Annotated in this window: 11 protein-coding genes; 9 read left to right on the forward strand and 2 right to left on the reverse strand. The window is 38.2% G+C overall.

The window, feature by feature from the left end; all coding sequences use genetic code 11:
- Positions 1-137 precede the first annotated feature (137 nt).
- From mlaF to putA, 8 genes are all read left to right on the forward strand, one after another.
- Positions 138-983 carry a phospholipid ABC transporter ATP-binding protein MlaF gene (mlaF, locus tag DWA31_RS15495; RefSeq protein WP_114327474.1) on the forward strand — a complete coding sequence of 282 codons (846 nt, stop codon included), beginning with the start codon at positions 138-140 and terminating at the stop codon, positions 981-983.
- Entirely contained in the window at positions 983-1,759 is a 777-nt protein-coding gene (gene mlaE / locus DWA31_RS15500) for a lipid asymmetry maintenance ABC transporter permease subunit MlaE (RefSeq protein WP_114327475.1), read from the forward strand. Before mlaF ends, mlaE begins: the two co-directional genes overlap by 1 nt.
- A gap of 83 nt (positions 1,760-1,842) precedes the next feature.
- Positions 1,843-2,322 carry an outer membrane lipid asymmetry maintenance protein MlaD gene (gene mlaD, locus DWA31_RS15505; protein WP_114327525.1) on the forward strand — a complete coding sequence of 160 codons (480 nt, stop codon included), beginning with the start codon at positions 1,843-1,845 and terminating at the stop codon, positions 2,320-2,322.
- A 32-nt stretch (positions 2,323-2,354) separates the two neighbouring features.
- Positions 2,355-3,077, forward strand: a complete 723-nt coding sequence (locus DWA31_RS15510) for an MlaC/ttg2D family ABC transporter substrate-binding protein (RefSeq protein WP_245942648.1) — start codon at positions 2,355-2,357, stop codon at positions 3,075-3,077.
- A 326-nt stretch (positions 3,078-3,403) separates the two neighbouring features.
- A complete protein-coding gene (locus DWA31_RS15520; protein ID WP_114327477.1) occupies positions 3,404-3,700 on the forward strand; it encodes an STAS domain-containing protein in 297 nt (98 codons plus the stop codon).
- A 218-nt stretch (positions 3,701-3,918) separates the two neighbouring features.
- Positions 3,919-4,170: a BolA family protein gene (locus DWA31_RS15525; RefSeq protein ID WP_114327478.1), complete on the forward strand. Its 252-nt coding sequence runs from the start codon at positions 3,919-3,921 to the stop codon at positions 4,168-4,170.
- Positions 4,171-4,279: 109 nt separating this feature from the next.
- Complete coding sequence (gene murA, locus DWA31_RS15530) at positions 4,280-5,557, forward strand: UDP-N-acetylglucosamine 1-carboxyvinyltransferase (protein ID WP_114327479.1); 1,278 nt, start codon at positions 4,280-4,282, stop codon at positions 5,555-5,557.
- A 362-nt stretch (positions 5,558-5,919) separates the two neighbouring features.
- Complete coding sequence (putA, locus tag DWA31_RS15535) at positions 5,920-9,789, forward strand: bifunctional proline dehydrogenase/L-glutamate gamma-semialdehyde dehydrogenase PutA (RefSeq protein ID WP_114327480.1); 3,870 nt, start codon at positions 5,920-5,922, stop codon at positions 9,787-9,789.
- Between the two features lie 43 nt (positions 9,790-9,832).
- Here the strand turns inward: putA and DWA31_RS15540 are convergent, their stop codons facing one another.
- A complete protein-coding gene (locus DWA31_RS15540) occupies positions 9,833-10,060 on the reverse strand; it encodes a hypothetical protein (protein ID WP_114327481.1) in 228 nt (75 codons plus the stop codon).
- 354 nt (positions 10,061-10,414) lie between these two features.
- Positions 10,415-11,752: a multifunctional CCA addition/repair protein gene (locus tag DWA31_RS15545; protein ID WP_114327482.1), complete on the reverse strand. Its 1,338-nt coding sequence runs from the start codon at positions 11,750-11,752 to the stop codon at positions 10,415-10,417.
- 310 nt (positions 11,753-12,062) lie between these two features.
- Between DWA31_RS15545 and DWA31_RS15550 the strand changes: the two genes are divergently transcribed.
- Positions 12,063-13,607: an AAA family ATPase gene (locus DWA31_RS15550; RefSeq protein WP_114327483.1), complete on the forward strand. Its 1,545-nt coding sequence runs from the start codon at positions 12,063-12,065 to the stop codon at positions 13,605-13,607.
- The last annotated feature ends 153 nt before the right edge of the window (positions 13,608-13,760 follow it).

Consider the following 13,760-nt stretch of genomic DNA (forward strand, 5'->3'; position numbering starts at 1 on the left):
GACAAGTTTTTTTCTTTTAATTATTAATTTTTAGTGAACAATGATAAGTGCTCAGGTAAAATCCCTTTCTATTTTGAAGAAGCATCTTCTGTAATTCTTTTTAATAATAAATTAACCAACACCATTGATGTTATAAAATGACGCTATCAGTAACAACGCCAGAAAACCTAATTGAAATTGAAAACCTTACCTTTTCAAGGGGTGAGCGTATTATTTATAATGATATTAGTTTATCTATTCCCGCAGGAAAAGTAACTGCGATTATGGGACCAAGTGGTATTGGTAAAACGACATTATTACGTTTGATTGGCGGACAAATTAAACCGGACAGTGGTAAAATTTTATTATCAGGTAAAGATATTCCTAGTTTATCTCGTCATGAGCTATATGAAACACGTAAACGTATGAGCATGTTGTTTCAAAGTGGTGCGCTTTTTACCGATATGAGTGTTTATGACAACATCGCTTTTCCTATTCGTGAACATAGTAAGTTGCCAGAAAATATTATTGAAAAAATAGTATTGATGAAACTCGAAGCGGTAGGGTTACGTGGAGCTCGGTTTTTGCAACCTAGCGAACTCTCTGGGGGGATGGCACGCCGTGTGGCACTTGCGCGCGCAATTGCGCTTGATCCTGAAATAATCTTATACGATGAACCTTTTGCAGGTCAAGATCCCATTTCAATGGGAGTGATTGTCAGTTTAATTCGCTCACTTAGTGATGCTTTAGGATTAACATCTGTTGTCGTATCGCATGATGTTCCAGAGGTGATGAGTATTGCTGATTATATTTATATCGTTGCGGAACAAAAAATTATTGGTCATGGAACACCGGATCAAATTAGGCAAGATGACTCTGAATTAGTAAAACAATTTGTGCAAGGTAGAGCTGATGGCCCTGTACCATTTCATTATCAGGCGCCGAGTTATCAAAACGAACTTATTAAATTGTCACCCACTGCACATACACGAGGGAAGGTATAATGGGGCAGTTACAATTATTAGGGCGAAATACCTTAGCACTGATAAGCGGCTTAGGGCGTGCGGTTATTGTGTTACTTTCAGCTTTATTACATAAGCCAAATCCACGCAAAGGTATTCCGTTATTATTACAGCAACTTTATAGCGTTGGTGTGATGTCATTGATTATTATCGTGGTGTCAGGTGCTTTTATCGGCATGGTGTTGGCATTGCAGGGCTACACCATCTTGGTTAGTTATGGCGCTGAAGCAAGTTTAGGCCCAATGGTAGCATTATCATTATTACGTGAATTAGGTCCTGTTGTTGCGGCATTATTATTTGCTGGTAGGGCGGGCTCAGCGCTAACAGCTGAAATTGGTTTAATGAAAGCGACTGAACAATTATCTAGCTTAGAAATGATGGCTGTTGATCCACTACGCCGTGTAATAGCACCGCGCTTCTGGGCTGGTTTTATTAGCTTACCTCTGTTGGCTGCTATTTTTTCTATGGTAGGTATTCTCGGTGCACATTTGGTTGGTGTTGACTGGCTAGGTGTTGATGGAGGAACCTTTTGGTCAGTCATGCAAGATCAAGTCGATTTTAATAAAGATATTTTAAACGGCATTATTAAGAGTGTTGTTTTTGCGTTTGTAGTGACTTGGATAGCGGTATATAAAGGTTATGATTGTGAACCCACCTCTGAAGGTATTTCTCGGGCGACTACCTCGACTGTGGTACAATCATCGTTATTAGTTTTAGCATTAGATTTTATTTTAACGGCATTGATGTTTGCAAGATAAAGATAAGCTAATAGTTTTGAGTTCACAGTTTTGAGTTCACAGTTTAGAGTTTAAGAAAATTTATAAGGCGTTTGGTGAAAGGCATGATGTCAAAAAAAATAGAATTAATGGTCGGTGTTTTTGTTGCTTTAGGTATTGCAGCATTACTTATGTTATCACTGAAAGTCGCTAATACAGGTATTACAGGTGGAGGAGAAAGTTATAATTTATTTGCCAAGTTTGATAACATTGGTGGTTTAAAAGTACGCTCACCAATAAAAGTGGGTGGTGTTGTTGTTGGCCGTGTTAGTGATATAACCCTTGATGAAGAAGATTACACGCCAGTGGTTACTATGAAAATATATAGTGAATACAACCAGTTTTCAGAAGCAACATCCGTCGCTATTTTAACCGCAGGCTTATTGGGTGAACAATACATTGGTTTACAGCCAGGCTTTATGGATGAGTCATTGGAAATGGAAATTTTACAACCAAATGATTTTATTGAAGATACCAAACCTGCTTTAGTGCTGGAAGAATTAATAGGACAGTTTTTATTTAGCCAAGGGAGCGGTGATGAGTAATGAAAATGAAACATTTAAATAAGATAAAGTTAATGAATCCATCATTATTGATATTAGCTATAGTGGCAAGCTTATTCAGCGTTAGTCTATTTGCGTATGATGAAGCACAAGCCGATAAATTATCTGAGGATACAACACAGCAATCGACAAGTACTGCTCGTATTTATGTTGATAAAAAAGATCCTTATTTAATGATTAAAACTGTTGCCACTAAAACGTTTAAACGTTTTGCTGATGAACATCAAGCAATTCAAGTTAATCCAAACATACTTAAAAATATAGTTCGAGAAGAACTAATGCCATATATTAATTATAAATATTCCGCATTTAAGGTGATTGGTAAGCATTTAAAGAAAACAACAGCGCAAGAGCGCAAAGACTTTGTGCCAGTATTTCGAGATTATTTAGTGACCTCATATGCGCAAGTGTTCACCTTATATGATAATCAACCAGTTGAATTTGCACCGGCAAAGAACTTTAGCGATAAAAAAATTGTTGCTGTAAATACCCGTGTTATTATGCAAGGAAGAGATAACATTGATGTCTCTTTCAAAGTAAGAAAAAATAGAAAAACTAATGAGTGGAAAGCATTCGATATGGTTGCTGAGGGAGTCAGTTTACTTGACAGTAAACAAGCAGAATTGGGCGGTGTGATTCGTCAAAAAGGTCTTCCTTATGTGACTGAATTATTAAAGAAAAAAAGTGAACGCGATATAGTTTTTAAAACTAAATCAGTGAAAAACAAATCGGGTTAAGGTACATACTCATAATACTTCAAAATGTCTGTTTCAGGACGCTTGAGCGACTCATGATCAAGGCGCTTGTTTTTATTAATGGTTGCTCCCTTAAAAAAAGGAGCAACGATGAGCGTGATTTGCTCATACGTCCCCGCAGGGCGAGTTTAAAAGGCTTATATGCGACGTTATTGATTTCGACAATGGCGCTACATGGATGTAGCTTACTAGAGAATGCAGGAGCACATTCTCCTGAACAACCATTCTCTTTAATCAATGCCTTGCCTCTAAGCCTTTTAATTCTCGCTGAAACGAGTATTTCGAGGTAATATGAGTATATTGAACGTATGACAATAATATCCTTAAATATCACTACTACGCCAGTTGAACTTAGTGGTGAGTTAACCCGACATTCTATTATGCAAATAACAAAAGAAAGCATTAAAGCCTTATTTTTACCCTCATCAACTACACTTGATTTAGCACAAATAACGCGAATAGACACCGCTGGATTAGCTTGGCTTTTCTATTTATTAGAACAAGCAAATATTGAGGGCTGTCAATTATCTTTTGTTAACATACCCACTAAACTAGATAAACTCATTCGCTTAAGTGGCGTTGAGGGCTTTTTGCCAGTTCAATAATAATACCAATTAAATTAATTAAGGGGTCAAATTTTAATGAAGATAAATTTTCAAGAACAAGGCGCTTGATTGACCAATAGCTGGCTATTGGGATTGAAAGCAACAATGTTATTGGATATTTAGACCATTTAAAAAGATCACTTAGTTAGTTTGATTGGTATAAGATCAAGTGATTCATTAATTCACTTGGTGTAAATAACCAGATTGAGGAACGACTCTTGGAAGTACAAGAAATTGAAAAACTAATTAACGACGCACTAACGCTTGATGAACTTCAAGTTAAATTCGACGGTTCACAATGTAGTGTTGTCGCGGTAGCTGATATGTTTGGTGATTTATCACGTGTTAAACGTCAACAAGTGGTATTTGCAACGTTAGCAGATGCTATTAAAGACGGAAGTATTCATGCTGTTACAGTAAAAACCTTTACTAAAGCACAATGGCAACGTGATAAATTGTTTAATATGTAAAGGCATGTAATACTGGTTATACTCAAGTTACTTCAAAATGCATTTTGAAGTAGCTTGAGTCTATATAGTCAATTTATTTTATTCATTTATAAGTAAGAAGTAAGCCATTTTGGACGCATTTAAAGTTATTGGTGGTCAGCCACTACGTGGTGAAGTCACCATTTCAGGGGCTAAAAACGCCGCACTCCCTATTTTAATGTCAGCACTATTATCAAAAACACCTATTGTTTTTAGTAATGTACCTCAACTGAATGACATTTTAACCACCGTAAAATTATTAGGTCAATTAGGCGCTAAAACCCAGTGGCTAAATGATGAAACCTTAAGTATTGATGCGAGCAATATTACTGAATGTTGTGCTCCTTATGATTTAGTAAAAACCATGCGCGCTTCTATTTTAGTGCTTGGTCCATTACTTGCCCGCATGGGACATGCTGAAGTATCTTTACCTGGTGGATGTGCTATTGGTGCTCGCCCAGTGAATTTACATATTCAGGGCTTAAAAGCGATGGCTGCTGATATAGATGTTGAAAATGGCTATATTGTGGCTAAGAAACAAGGTCGTCTTGCCGGCGCCAATATCTTTATGGATCTTGTCAGTGTTACGGGAACAGAAAACTTAATGATGGCTGCTGCATTAGCTGATGGTACGACAGTTATTGAAAATGCTGCGCGAGAACCTGAAGTTGTTGATCTTGCCAATTGCCTTATTAGTATGGGCGCAAAAATTACGGGTGCAGGTACTAATACTTTAACAATTGAAGGCGTTGAAGAACTTCGTGGAACTGAATATCGCGTAATGCCTGACAGAATTGAAACGGGCACTTTTCTTGTTGCTGCAGCGGTTACGCAAGGGAAAGTGAAGTGTTTAAATACTGACCCCTCAGTGCTAGAAGCAGTATTGTCGAAGTTAACTGAAGCAGGCGCTGACATTACTACAGGCGAAAATGCTGATGGGGAAGGGTGGATAGAACTTTCCATGACTCAAAAACCTAAAGCAGTTAATGTTAAAACCGCACCGCATCCAGCATTTCCTACCGACATGCAGGCACAATTTATGACGTTGAATGTGCTAGCAGAAGGCACAGCAACGGTAATTGAAACTATTTTTGAAAATCGTTTTATGCATGTACCTGAATTACAACGCATGGGCGCAGATATCGCACTTGAAGGTAATACTGCTATAGTTAGGGGTGTTGATTCACTCAATGGCGCTCAAGTTATGGCAACTGATTTACGTGCTTCAGCAAGTTTAGTGATTGCGGGTTTGGTTGCTAAAACAGAGACGCAAGTCGATCGTATTTATCATATTGACCGTGGGTATTTACGTATAGAAGATAAATTACAAGCATTAGGTGCAGATATCACGCGTATTAATATCGATTAATGCTTCGACTGCTCATACTTCGCGCTCAGCATGAACGGCGGTGTATATCTGTTCGGCTGTATATATTCCGTTTACCTGTGCATATTCCGTTTGCCTGTGCATATTCCGTTTGTCCTGAGCCGGTCGAAGGAAGCTTGTCGCCCTTCGACTATTCGTTCCTCATGCTCAGGATGAGCGGATATTTTTCATTTGTCACCTTTTTGATAGGCTAAATTGCCCAAAATAACCAGCACACTCTGCCTACTTCAAATTAAAATTCCTGCTCAAACTTATCATTAAAATAAAGCTAACTATAATAACTACAGATAGTATTAGTTTGAATAACTACAAATAGTACTAGTTTTCACTTTTGAGGATTCTCCATGCTTTTCACTGGCTCGTTAACTACTGATTGCCCTATTCGTCAAAAAATCCGTGAATTTTATCGTATTGATGAAAATGTTGCTGTTGATCATATTCTTCCTTTTGCTGAGATAAATGTTAGTGCTAGAAGCCGTGCTTGGGAACGCGCGCGTAAAATAGTTTTACAAATCCGTGATGATCAATCAGGCAATGGCGCTATTGATGCATTATTAAATGAATATTCACTGTCTACAGAAGAAGGCGTGGTATTAATGTGTTTAGCTGAAGCTTTGTTACGTGTACCTGATAAGCACACACAGGATGCGTTAATACGCGATAAAATTTCTCACGGTCAATGGAGTACACACTTAGGCTCCAGTGATTCTCTTTTTGTTAATGCTTCCTCATGGGGGTTATTGATTACTGGCTCTATGGTTGATTATGCCGACAAACGTAAACAAGATAGGTTTGGTTTATTGAAAAAAACACTCGGTCGATTAGGTGAGCCTGTTATTAGAAAGTCGATGAACTATGCCATGAAAATTATGGGTGAGCAGTTTGTTATGGGAGAAACTATTGATGCGGCAACTAACCGTGCGGCAACAAAAGAGCAACAAGGTTATGTTTATTCTTATGACATGCTTGGCGAAGGCGCTCGTACCATGGCTGATGCAGATCGATATTTAAAATCCTACCAAGACGCTATTAAATCTATAGGTCAGGTAGCTTTGGCATCAGGTAAAAATGATCCCCGTCGAGTGCCAGGCATTTCAGTAAAATTATCGGCTATCCACCCACGTTATGAATTTACCCATAAATCACGAGCGATGGCTGAAATAGTCCCTAAATTGAAAGCTCTTTGTTTGCAGGCCAAGCAGTATAATATTGGTCTAACGATTGATGCTGAAGAATCTGAGCGTTTAGAACTTTCATTAGATATTATTGAAGCCGTTTTTACTGATACCGATTTAGGCGATTGGCAAGGCTTTGGAATGGCACTACAAGCGTATCAAAAACGTGCCATGTTTGTCGTTGAATGGCTTCGAGCACTAACGCTACGAACTAACCGTCGTATGATGGTACGGCTAGTAAAAGGTGCTTATTGGGATACTGAGATTAAAAATGCCCAAAAAGATGGTATGGCTCATTTCCCTGTATTTACCCGTAAATCATCCACTGATGTTTCTTATCACGCCTGTGCCAATAAGCTACTTGATTATCGCGATAGTATTTATCCGCAGTTTGCTACGCACAATGCCTATACCGCCGCCACTATAGTTGAGTTAGCGGGTGATGATAAGCAAGGTTTTGAATTTCAATGTTTACATGGAATGGGAGATTCCTTATATGATCAAATTGTTGCTGGTGAGGGTATTCAATGTCGTATTTATGCACCTGTGGGGCATCATGAAGATTTACTGGCTTACCTAGTACGTCGGCTATTAGAAAACGGAGCTAACTCTTCATTTGTTAATGCCATTGTAGATGAAGCGAGACCGGTGGAGTCGTTACTTGAAGATCCCGTTGAGAAAACCCAGCGCTTGAAAATAAAATATAATAAGCAAATTATCATGCCTATTGATTTGTACCGTGATGAAAGTAAGCGTAGTGAGTGTGATGTTTTAGCAAGTAGAGATAATTCAAAGGGTTTAGATTTAACTGATATTAACGAAATAATGCCTTTAAAGTCAGCGTTAGATAATTGGTTTGTTGGTCATTTACTTAATAAAAATGAAGTACCAGAGGGCGCTAATGCTGTAAAAAACCCTGCCAAGCATAGTGAAATAATAGGCTTTCATTATCATCACTCTGAAGATGATATACGGTCTTTGATAGACAAAGCTGAGAGTGCTTTTACTTCATGGTCAACAACATCTGTGAATGAGCGAGCGGCTTTGCTGTATCGTATCGGTGATATTTTAGAACGTCATATGAATGAGTTAATTGCCCTTTGCATTAAAGAAGCGGGAAAAACGGCTCAAGATGGTATTGATGAAGTACGAGAAACAGTTGATTTTTGCAGATATTATGCTGCGCGTGCCATTGAATTAAGTGCAGATGAAAGGATAGAAGCCCGTGGTGTAGTCTTATGTATTAGCCCATGGAATTTTCCGTTAGCGATATTTTTAGGGCAAGTGGCAGCCGCTATTGTTACCGGTAATACGGTAATAGCAAAACCAGCAGAGCAAACTGGGCTAATTGCTTTACGCGCTATTGAGTTGATGCACTCGGTGGGTTTACCGATAAATGTAGTGCAAGCGGTCATTGCGCCAGGACGTGTTGTTGGCTCGGTCATTGTGCCAGATGAACGTGTTGCTGCAGTAATGTTTACTGGCTCTACTGAAACAGGAACCCGTATTTCACAATCCTTAGCTAAGCGCGGTGGTGATCAAGTGCCATTCATCGCTGAAACAGGTGGCCAAAACTGCATGATAGTTGATTCAACGGCTTTACCTGAGCAAGTAGTCGATGATGTTATCTCATCGGGCTTCCAATCAGCAGGCCAACGATGTTCAGCATTAAGAGTATTATTTCTACAAGAAGATATTGCCGATAAAGTTATTACAATGCTTAAAGGCGCCTTAGCTGAGTTACACGTTGGTGATCCTGCAAGATTAAGTACTGATATTGGCCCGGTTATCGATCAAAAAGCCCTTGATGCCCTTAATGCTCACAGTGATTATATGCAAACCAATGGCAAGTTATTGTATCAGTGTGCTTTATTTGATGGCAAAGCTGATGAAAATAATACTGATAAAGATGGTCACTTCTTCTTTGCCCCACGTTTGTATGAAATTAGTGATATTGATGTATTAACTAAAGAGGTTTTTGGTCCTTGCGTGCATATTGTTCGTTTTAAAGGCAATGAAATTGAACAAGTTGTTGAAAAAGTTAATGGCACAGGTTTTGGTTTAACGATGGGTATTCATACGCGTATTGAACACCGAGCTATAGAATTAGCTAAACTATCACGTGCGGGAAATGTATACATAAACCGTAACATGATTGGCGCTATTGTGGGTGTGCAACCCTTTGGCGGTCGTGGTCTTTCGGGTACTGGTCCTAAAGCAGGAGGACCAAATTATTTAACACGTTTGGTCAAAGAAAAAGTCACGACAAATGAAGAACAGTTTAACTTTTTACCTTCGCAAGTGATTACTTTAACGGGTGATAATAGCGCACAGCGAGAAGCTAAACGACTAATGAATCAGGCAGAAAAATCAGAAAAAAAATGGCGTGTAAGCGAGATAAATACGCGTATTTCTTATGTCCGTCAGTTATTAGCTAAAATTGCTCATGTGGAAATTGTAGATGATCTGGCCGATGATCTAAATCGCACGTTATCTTCGGCACGTGATCAGTTAATTAATATTGAAAAATGTCTTAAAAAACCGAAGATATTACCCGGGCCGACTGGTGAATCGAATAGACTTTATTTAGAAAATAGAGGGGTAATCATTTGTTTTGCTGATGAAAAGGTTAGTTTTCATTTTTGGGTAATGTCATTAGTGACTGCATTAGCGACGGGTAATAGTGTGGTAACCGTTGTGACTGATTTGTTTTATGAAGAAGCGTTAGCGTTTAGAGATAAATTTATATCGACAGGCGCTGATCAGGGAGTATTTCAAGTAGCTAAATCAGGCCACTTAGAAACGATGCTAGCGCACTCTGCATTAGCGGGCGTTGTGGTTGAAAGCCATTGTGACCGTAAACATTACATGAGTGAAAAATTAGCGCAACGTAGTGGTGCTATATTACCTGTAATAACCTCTGAATATTTTGATAAGCTAATTCAGCGATTGCTAACAGAGAAAACTATTAGTATTGATACCACCGCATCTGGCGGTAATACTTCGTTAATGACGCTAGTTGAAGAAGAGGAAGTGTAGTTATGTTACGCACTCAAGTGTAAGCATGATTTAGTCGTTGGCATCATAAAATTATTATAAGTCTCTGTTTGTCTGTTTGTCTGTTGGCGAAAGTGTGCAAAGCGCTAGGGTTCTCTTCATGAATATTTGAAGTATCGCTTGAACTTGGCTGCATATAAATATCAAACATTTTTTGCTGTTGCTGGTCATAGGCATGGGTTAAGTCCATATCTTTTGTCGCTTGGTAGCTAAATTTTATATTCTCAGCCTGTTCAGCAAGTTTTGCATTCACTTGATCATGTAAGGTATTTGTTTGTTCTTTTGTTAGTCAATTATTTTTATCCATATTCTCGATAATTAAGTTGGCAAATTTGTTCTGTTGCATTGAACTGTAGCTACTAGTCGTTGTTGAAGTTACACGTTGAATTGTCATTCTCTTAGCCTTCTGGTAATAATTTATATTGCTATATTAACTGAAAGAAGAAAGGTAACTGTGTCACTTTGTAATGAATAAGTTATGAAATGTTAGTGGCGTAAATTGGTAATAACATCTAGTTCACATTATCGTGTAATTGGAAGTAATTGGAAGTAATTGGAAGTAATTGGAAGTAATTGGAAGTAATTGGAGGTAATTGGAGGTAATTGGTTAATCTATTTGGTATTGTTGTTTCACTTCTTTAATGGCATGTAAACGTGCTTTTTCCATTGCTTCTTTAATTGCTATTCCCTTTAGGCCTTGCTCCACAAAGGCTTTTGCATTGACCTTCGTTGCCGCTTGCGCAGCGTCTTTTAAGTATTGCTCTTGTGGATAAGGTTTATTTTCAAAACCAAGACGACCAAGAAAATCACTTTTACAGGCGATTAGGAAATCATCAAAATCTTGAGGTTTACGCCAAACATCTAACTGATTAAATATTCGTAGTAAGGTGCTAGATTTTAGTTGAAAAGCCTTATGACAATGTAAATGATGCTCACATACTTTTAAGGCGAGTTGCTTACAGTAAGTCGGCACTTTCAGTTGTTCAGAAATTTTCTCTACTAAAGGAAGACCAGATTTTTCATGCCCGCGATGACTCGGCCACTGATCGCTCATAGTTAACCCTTTGCCAAGGTCATGGCACAAAGCGGCGAAGCGAATAGCTATTTTATTTTTATGATTAGCGGTTAGTAAAACGGCTTGCTGTAATACCATCATGGTATGATCACCGCTACAAATTTCAGGATGCCATTGTGCAGGGTTAGGAACTCCCCATAAAATATCAAGTTCAGGCCATAGCGCTTTCAGTGCTTGGCATTGGTGCAATACTTGAAAGAATATTTCAGGGTGTTGTTCATTGGCAGTTTCTTCAGCTTCTCCCCCAGCACTTCCTTCATCGTCGTCTTCAGATAGGGCACGCTGCATTTCTTGCCATACTCGCTCGGCGCTTAAAGTGGCTAGTTCGCCGCTATTACTAATTTGTGTCATTAAGATAAGTGTTTCAGCTGCGATGGTAAAACCATCGTTGTGATAACGGGCAGCAAAGCGCGCGACACGTAATACTCTTAGAGGATCTTCAATAAAAGCATTACTTACGTGGCGTAATATCCTATTTTCTAAATCTTTTTTTCCATGGTAGGGATCGATGATAGTACCATTTTTACTCATTGCCATAGCATTAACAGTAAGATCTCGTCGTAACAAATCTTGTTCAATAGTTACATCGGGTGCTGCGTAACAATCAAAACCTGTGTAGCCTTGTCCTTGCTTACGTTCAGTACGAGCTAGTGCATATTCTTGTTTGGTTTTTGGGTGTAAAAAAACAGGGAAATCTTTGCCTACTTGCTTAAAGCCTAGCAACAACATTTGTTCAACGGTTGCGCCAACAACTAAATAATCATTATCTTTTACTGCTCTATTTAATAGTTTGTCACGGACAGCACCACCCACAAGATAAATATCGAGAGTTGATGTGTCTGTTGCTAAGTGAGTAGTATTAGTTGACAAAAATATTCCTAAAATATGTACTGAATTAAGTGATACCAATTAAATTAATTAATGGGTCTAATTTTAATGAATATAAATTTTCAAGAACAAGGCGCTTGATTGACCAATAGCGGGCTATTGGGATTGAAAGCAACAATGTTATTGGATATTTAGACCATTTAAAAAGATCAGTTAGTTAGTTTGATTGGTATAAAAGTTTATCACAACTTTTGACTAAGTATGAGCGTAATTCGTAGACATACCTTCAGCAAAAGGTTAGTTTCATAAATAGCACTTTTTACACTTCACCTTTGAGCAATAACGTCGCTTTATGTATACAAATTTTTTTTCGTTAAGTGAGTTACCTTTTTCAATCGCGCCCGATCCTAAATACTTATTTATGAGTGATCGGCATCGTGAAGCGCTGACACATTTAACTCATGGTTTGGGTGGCTCTAATGTCAGTAGTAATGGTGGTTTTGTTTTACTAACGGGTGAAGTGGGAACGGGTAAAACGACCGTGAGTCGTTGTTTAATGGCTGATTTACCTGAAAACACACAATTAGCATTCATTTTAAATCCAACTTTATCAAGCCAAGAATTACTGGCAACCATTTGTGATCAGCTAAAAATCCGTTATCGTAAAACAGGTGCTACGTTAAAAACATTAACGGATAAAATTTCTGAAAAATTACTGAAAAATCATGTTGATGACATCAATACTTTATTGATTATTGATGAAGCACAGCACTTAGAGCCGCAGGTATTAGAACAATTGCGCCTGTTAACTAATTTAGAAACAAATACAAACAAATTATTACAAGTGATTCTAATTGGGCAGCCTGAACTTCAACAGTTACTGAAACGTCGTGATTTACGACAATTAGCGCAACGAATTACAGCGCGTTATCACTTACTGCCCCTAGACAAAAATGAGTTAGCTTTGTATATCAAACACCGTTTATCAGTGGCTGATTGTCATAGAGCTCTTTTTAATAAAAGTGCTATTGCTGCTATTCATCAATTATCGCAAGGCATTCCAAGGTTAATTAACTTGATTTGCCATAGTGCCTTGATGGAGGCATACAATAGTAATAATGCCGTGATTGATAAAAAAATAGTACTTAAAGCAGCAAGTCAGGCTTTAGGGGATGATTTTTTGCCGCCTATTTGGTGGCAGCATAAAAATATGAAGACAGCCTTGATTACTAGTATGTTATTTGTGGTGTTGATAACGGGATTTTGGCTTGGACAAACAGAACTATCGTTGGTAGCTAATAGCGAGTTACCCAAAAAGGCAGCAGAACAAGTAATCCCTGTTAAGGTTGAACCACAAAAAATACAACAAGCAGCGCTGAAAAATGAACCAGAAGAAATAGTAACTGCTTTGAATTCAAATAATAAAGTTATTGTGCCAATAACAGAAACGCTCGTTAAAAAAGAACCGGAACAAAAAGTTGTTTCAGCAGAGCTAAATACAACCGTGACACATGAAGCTAAAGTAGATGATAACTATCAAATTGAAGCCGTTAAAGGTGTTTCTGATGACTTGTTAGCGCGTTTTCAGATGGCGATGGATGAAACCAAAGATCAGCCAGTTTTATCCCAGAAAGCTGAAGTAACCAATAGCGTTGCTAGTGAAGTTCAGTCACTAACACAAATGCCTGCATGGGTACAAAATGGTGTGCCGAGTTTACATGTAGAACAGCATATTTATGCATCAAATGGTCAAGGATGGGTAAATGTAAATGGCAGAGATAGATATCAAGGGGATATGATAACGGCAGAGCTACAACTGACAGAGATATTACCTCAACAAATTATTTTGAAATATAGAGGTGAAGTATTTAGCTTACCAGCGCTGACTAATTGGTAGGTGTTAGTTACAAGTAGATAAGTAGATGAGTGATGAATAAGAGTGCTCTGATTATCACCGTTCATGAGGGTGTAAATTAAACTGTGTAAATACCCGTTCATCCTGAGCGCGAGGCACGAGCAGTCGAAGGACAACTCGTAACTCAATACTTAT

Source organism: Candidatus Colwellia aromaticivorans (genome assembly GCF_003333305.1).
In the GTDB taxonomy this organism is placed as follows: domain Bacteria; phylum Pseudomonadota; class Gammaproteobacteria; order Enterobacterales; family Alteromonadaceae; genus Colwellia; species Colwellia aromaticivorans.

Coding starts and splice junctions, on each gene's coding strand:
- mlaF (WP_114327474.1), top strand. CDS start 138: ATGACGCTATCAGTAACAACGCCAGAAAACCTAATTGAAATTGAAAAC.
- mlaE (WP_114327475.1), top strand. CDS start 983: ATGGGGCAGTTACAATTATTAGGGCGAAATACCTTAGCACTGATAAGC.
- mlaD (WP_114327525.1), top strand. CDS start 1,843: ATGATGTCAAAAAAAATAGAATTAATGGTCGGTGTTTTTGTTGCTTTA.
- DWA31_RS15510 (WP_245942648.1), top strand. CDS start 2,355: ATGAATCCATCATTATTGATATTAGCTATAGTGGCAAGCTTATTCAGC.
- DWA31_RS15520 (WP_114327477.1), top strand. CDS start 3,404: ATGACAATAATATCCTTAAATATCACTACTACGCCAGTTGAACTTAGT.
- putA (WP_114327480.1), top strand. CDS start 5,920: ATGCTTTTCACTGGCTCGTTAACTACTGATTGCCCTATTCGTCAAAAA.
- DWA31_RS15550 (WP_114327483.1), top strand. CDS start 12,063: ATGTATACAAATTTTTTTTCGTTAAGTGAGTTACCTTTTTCAATCGCG.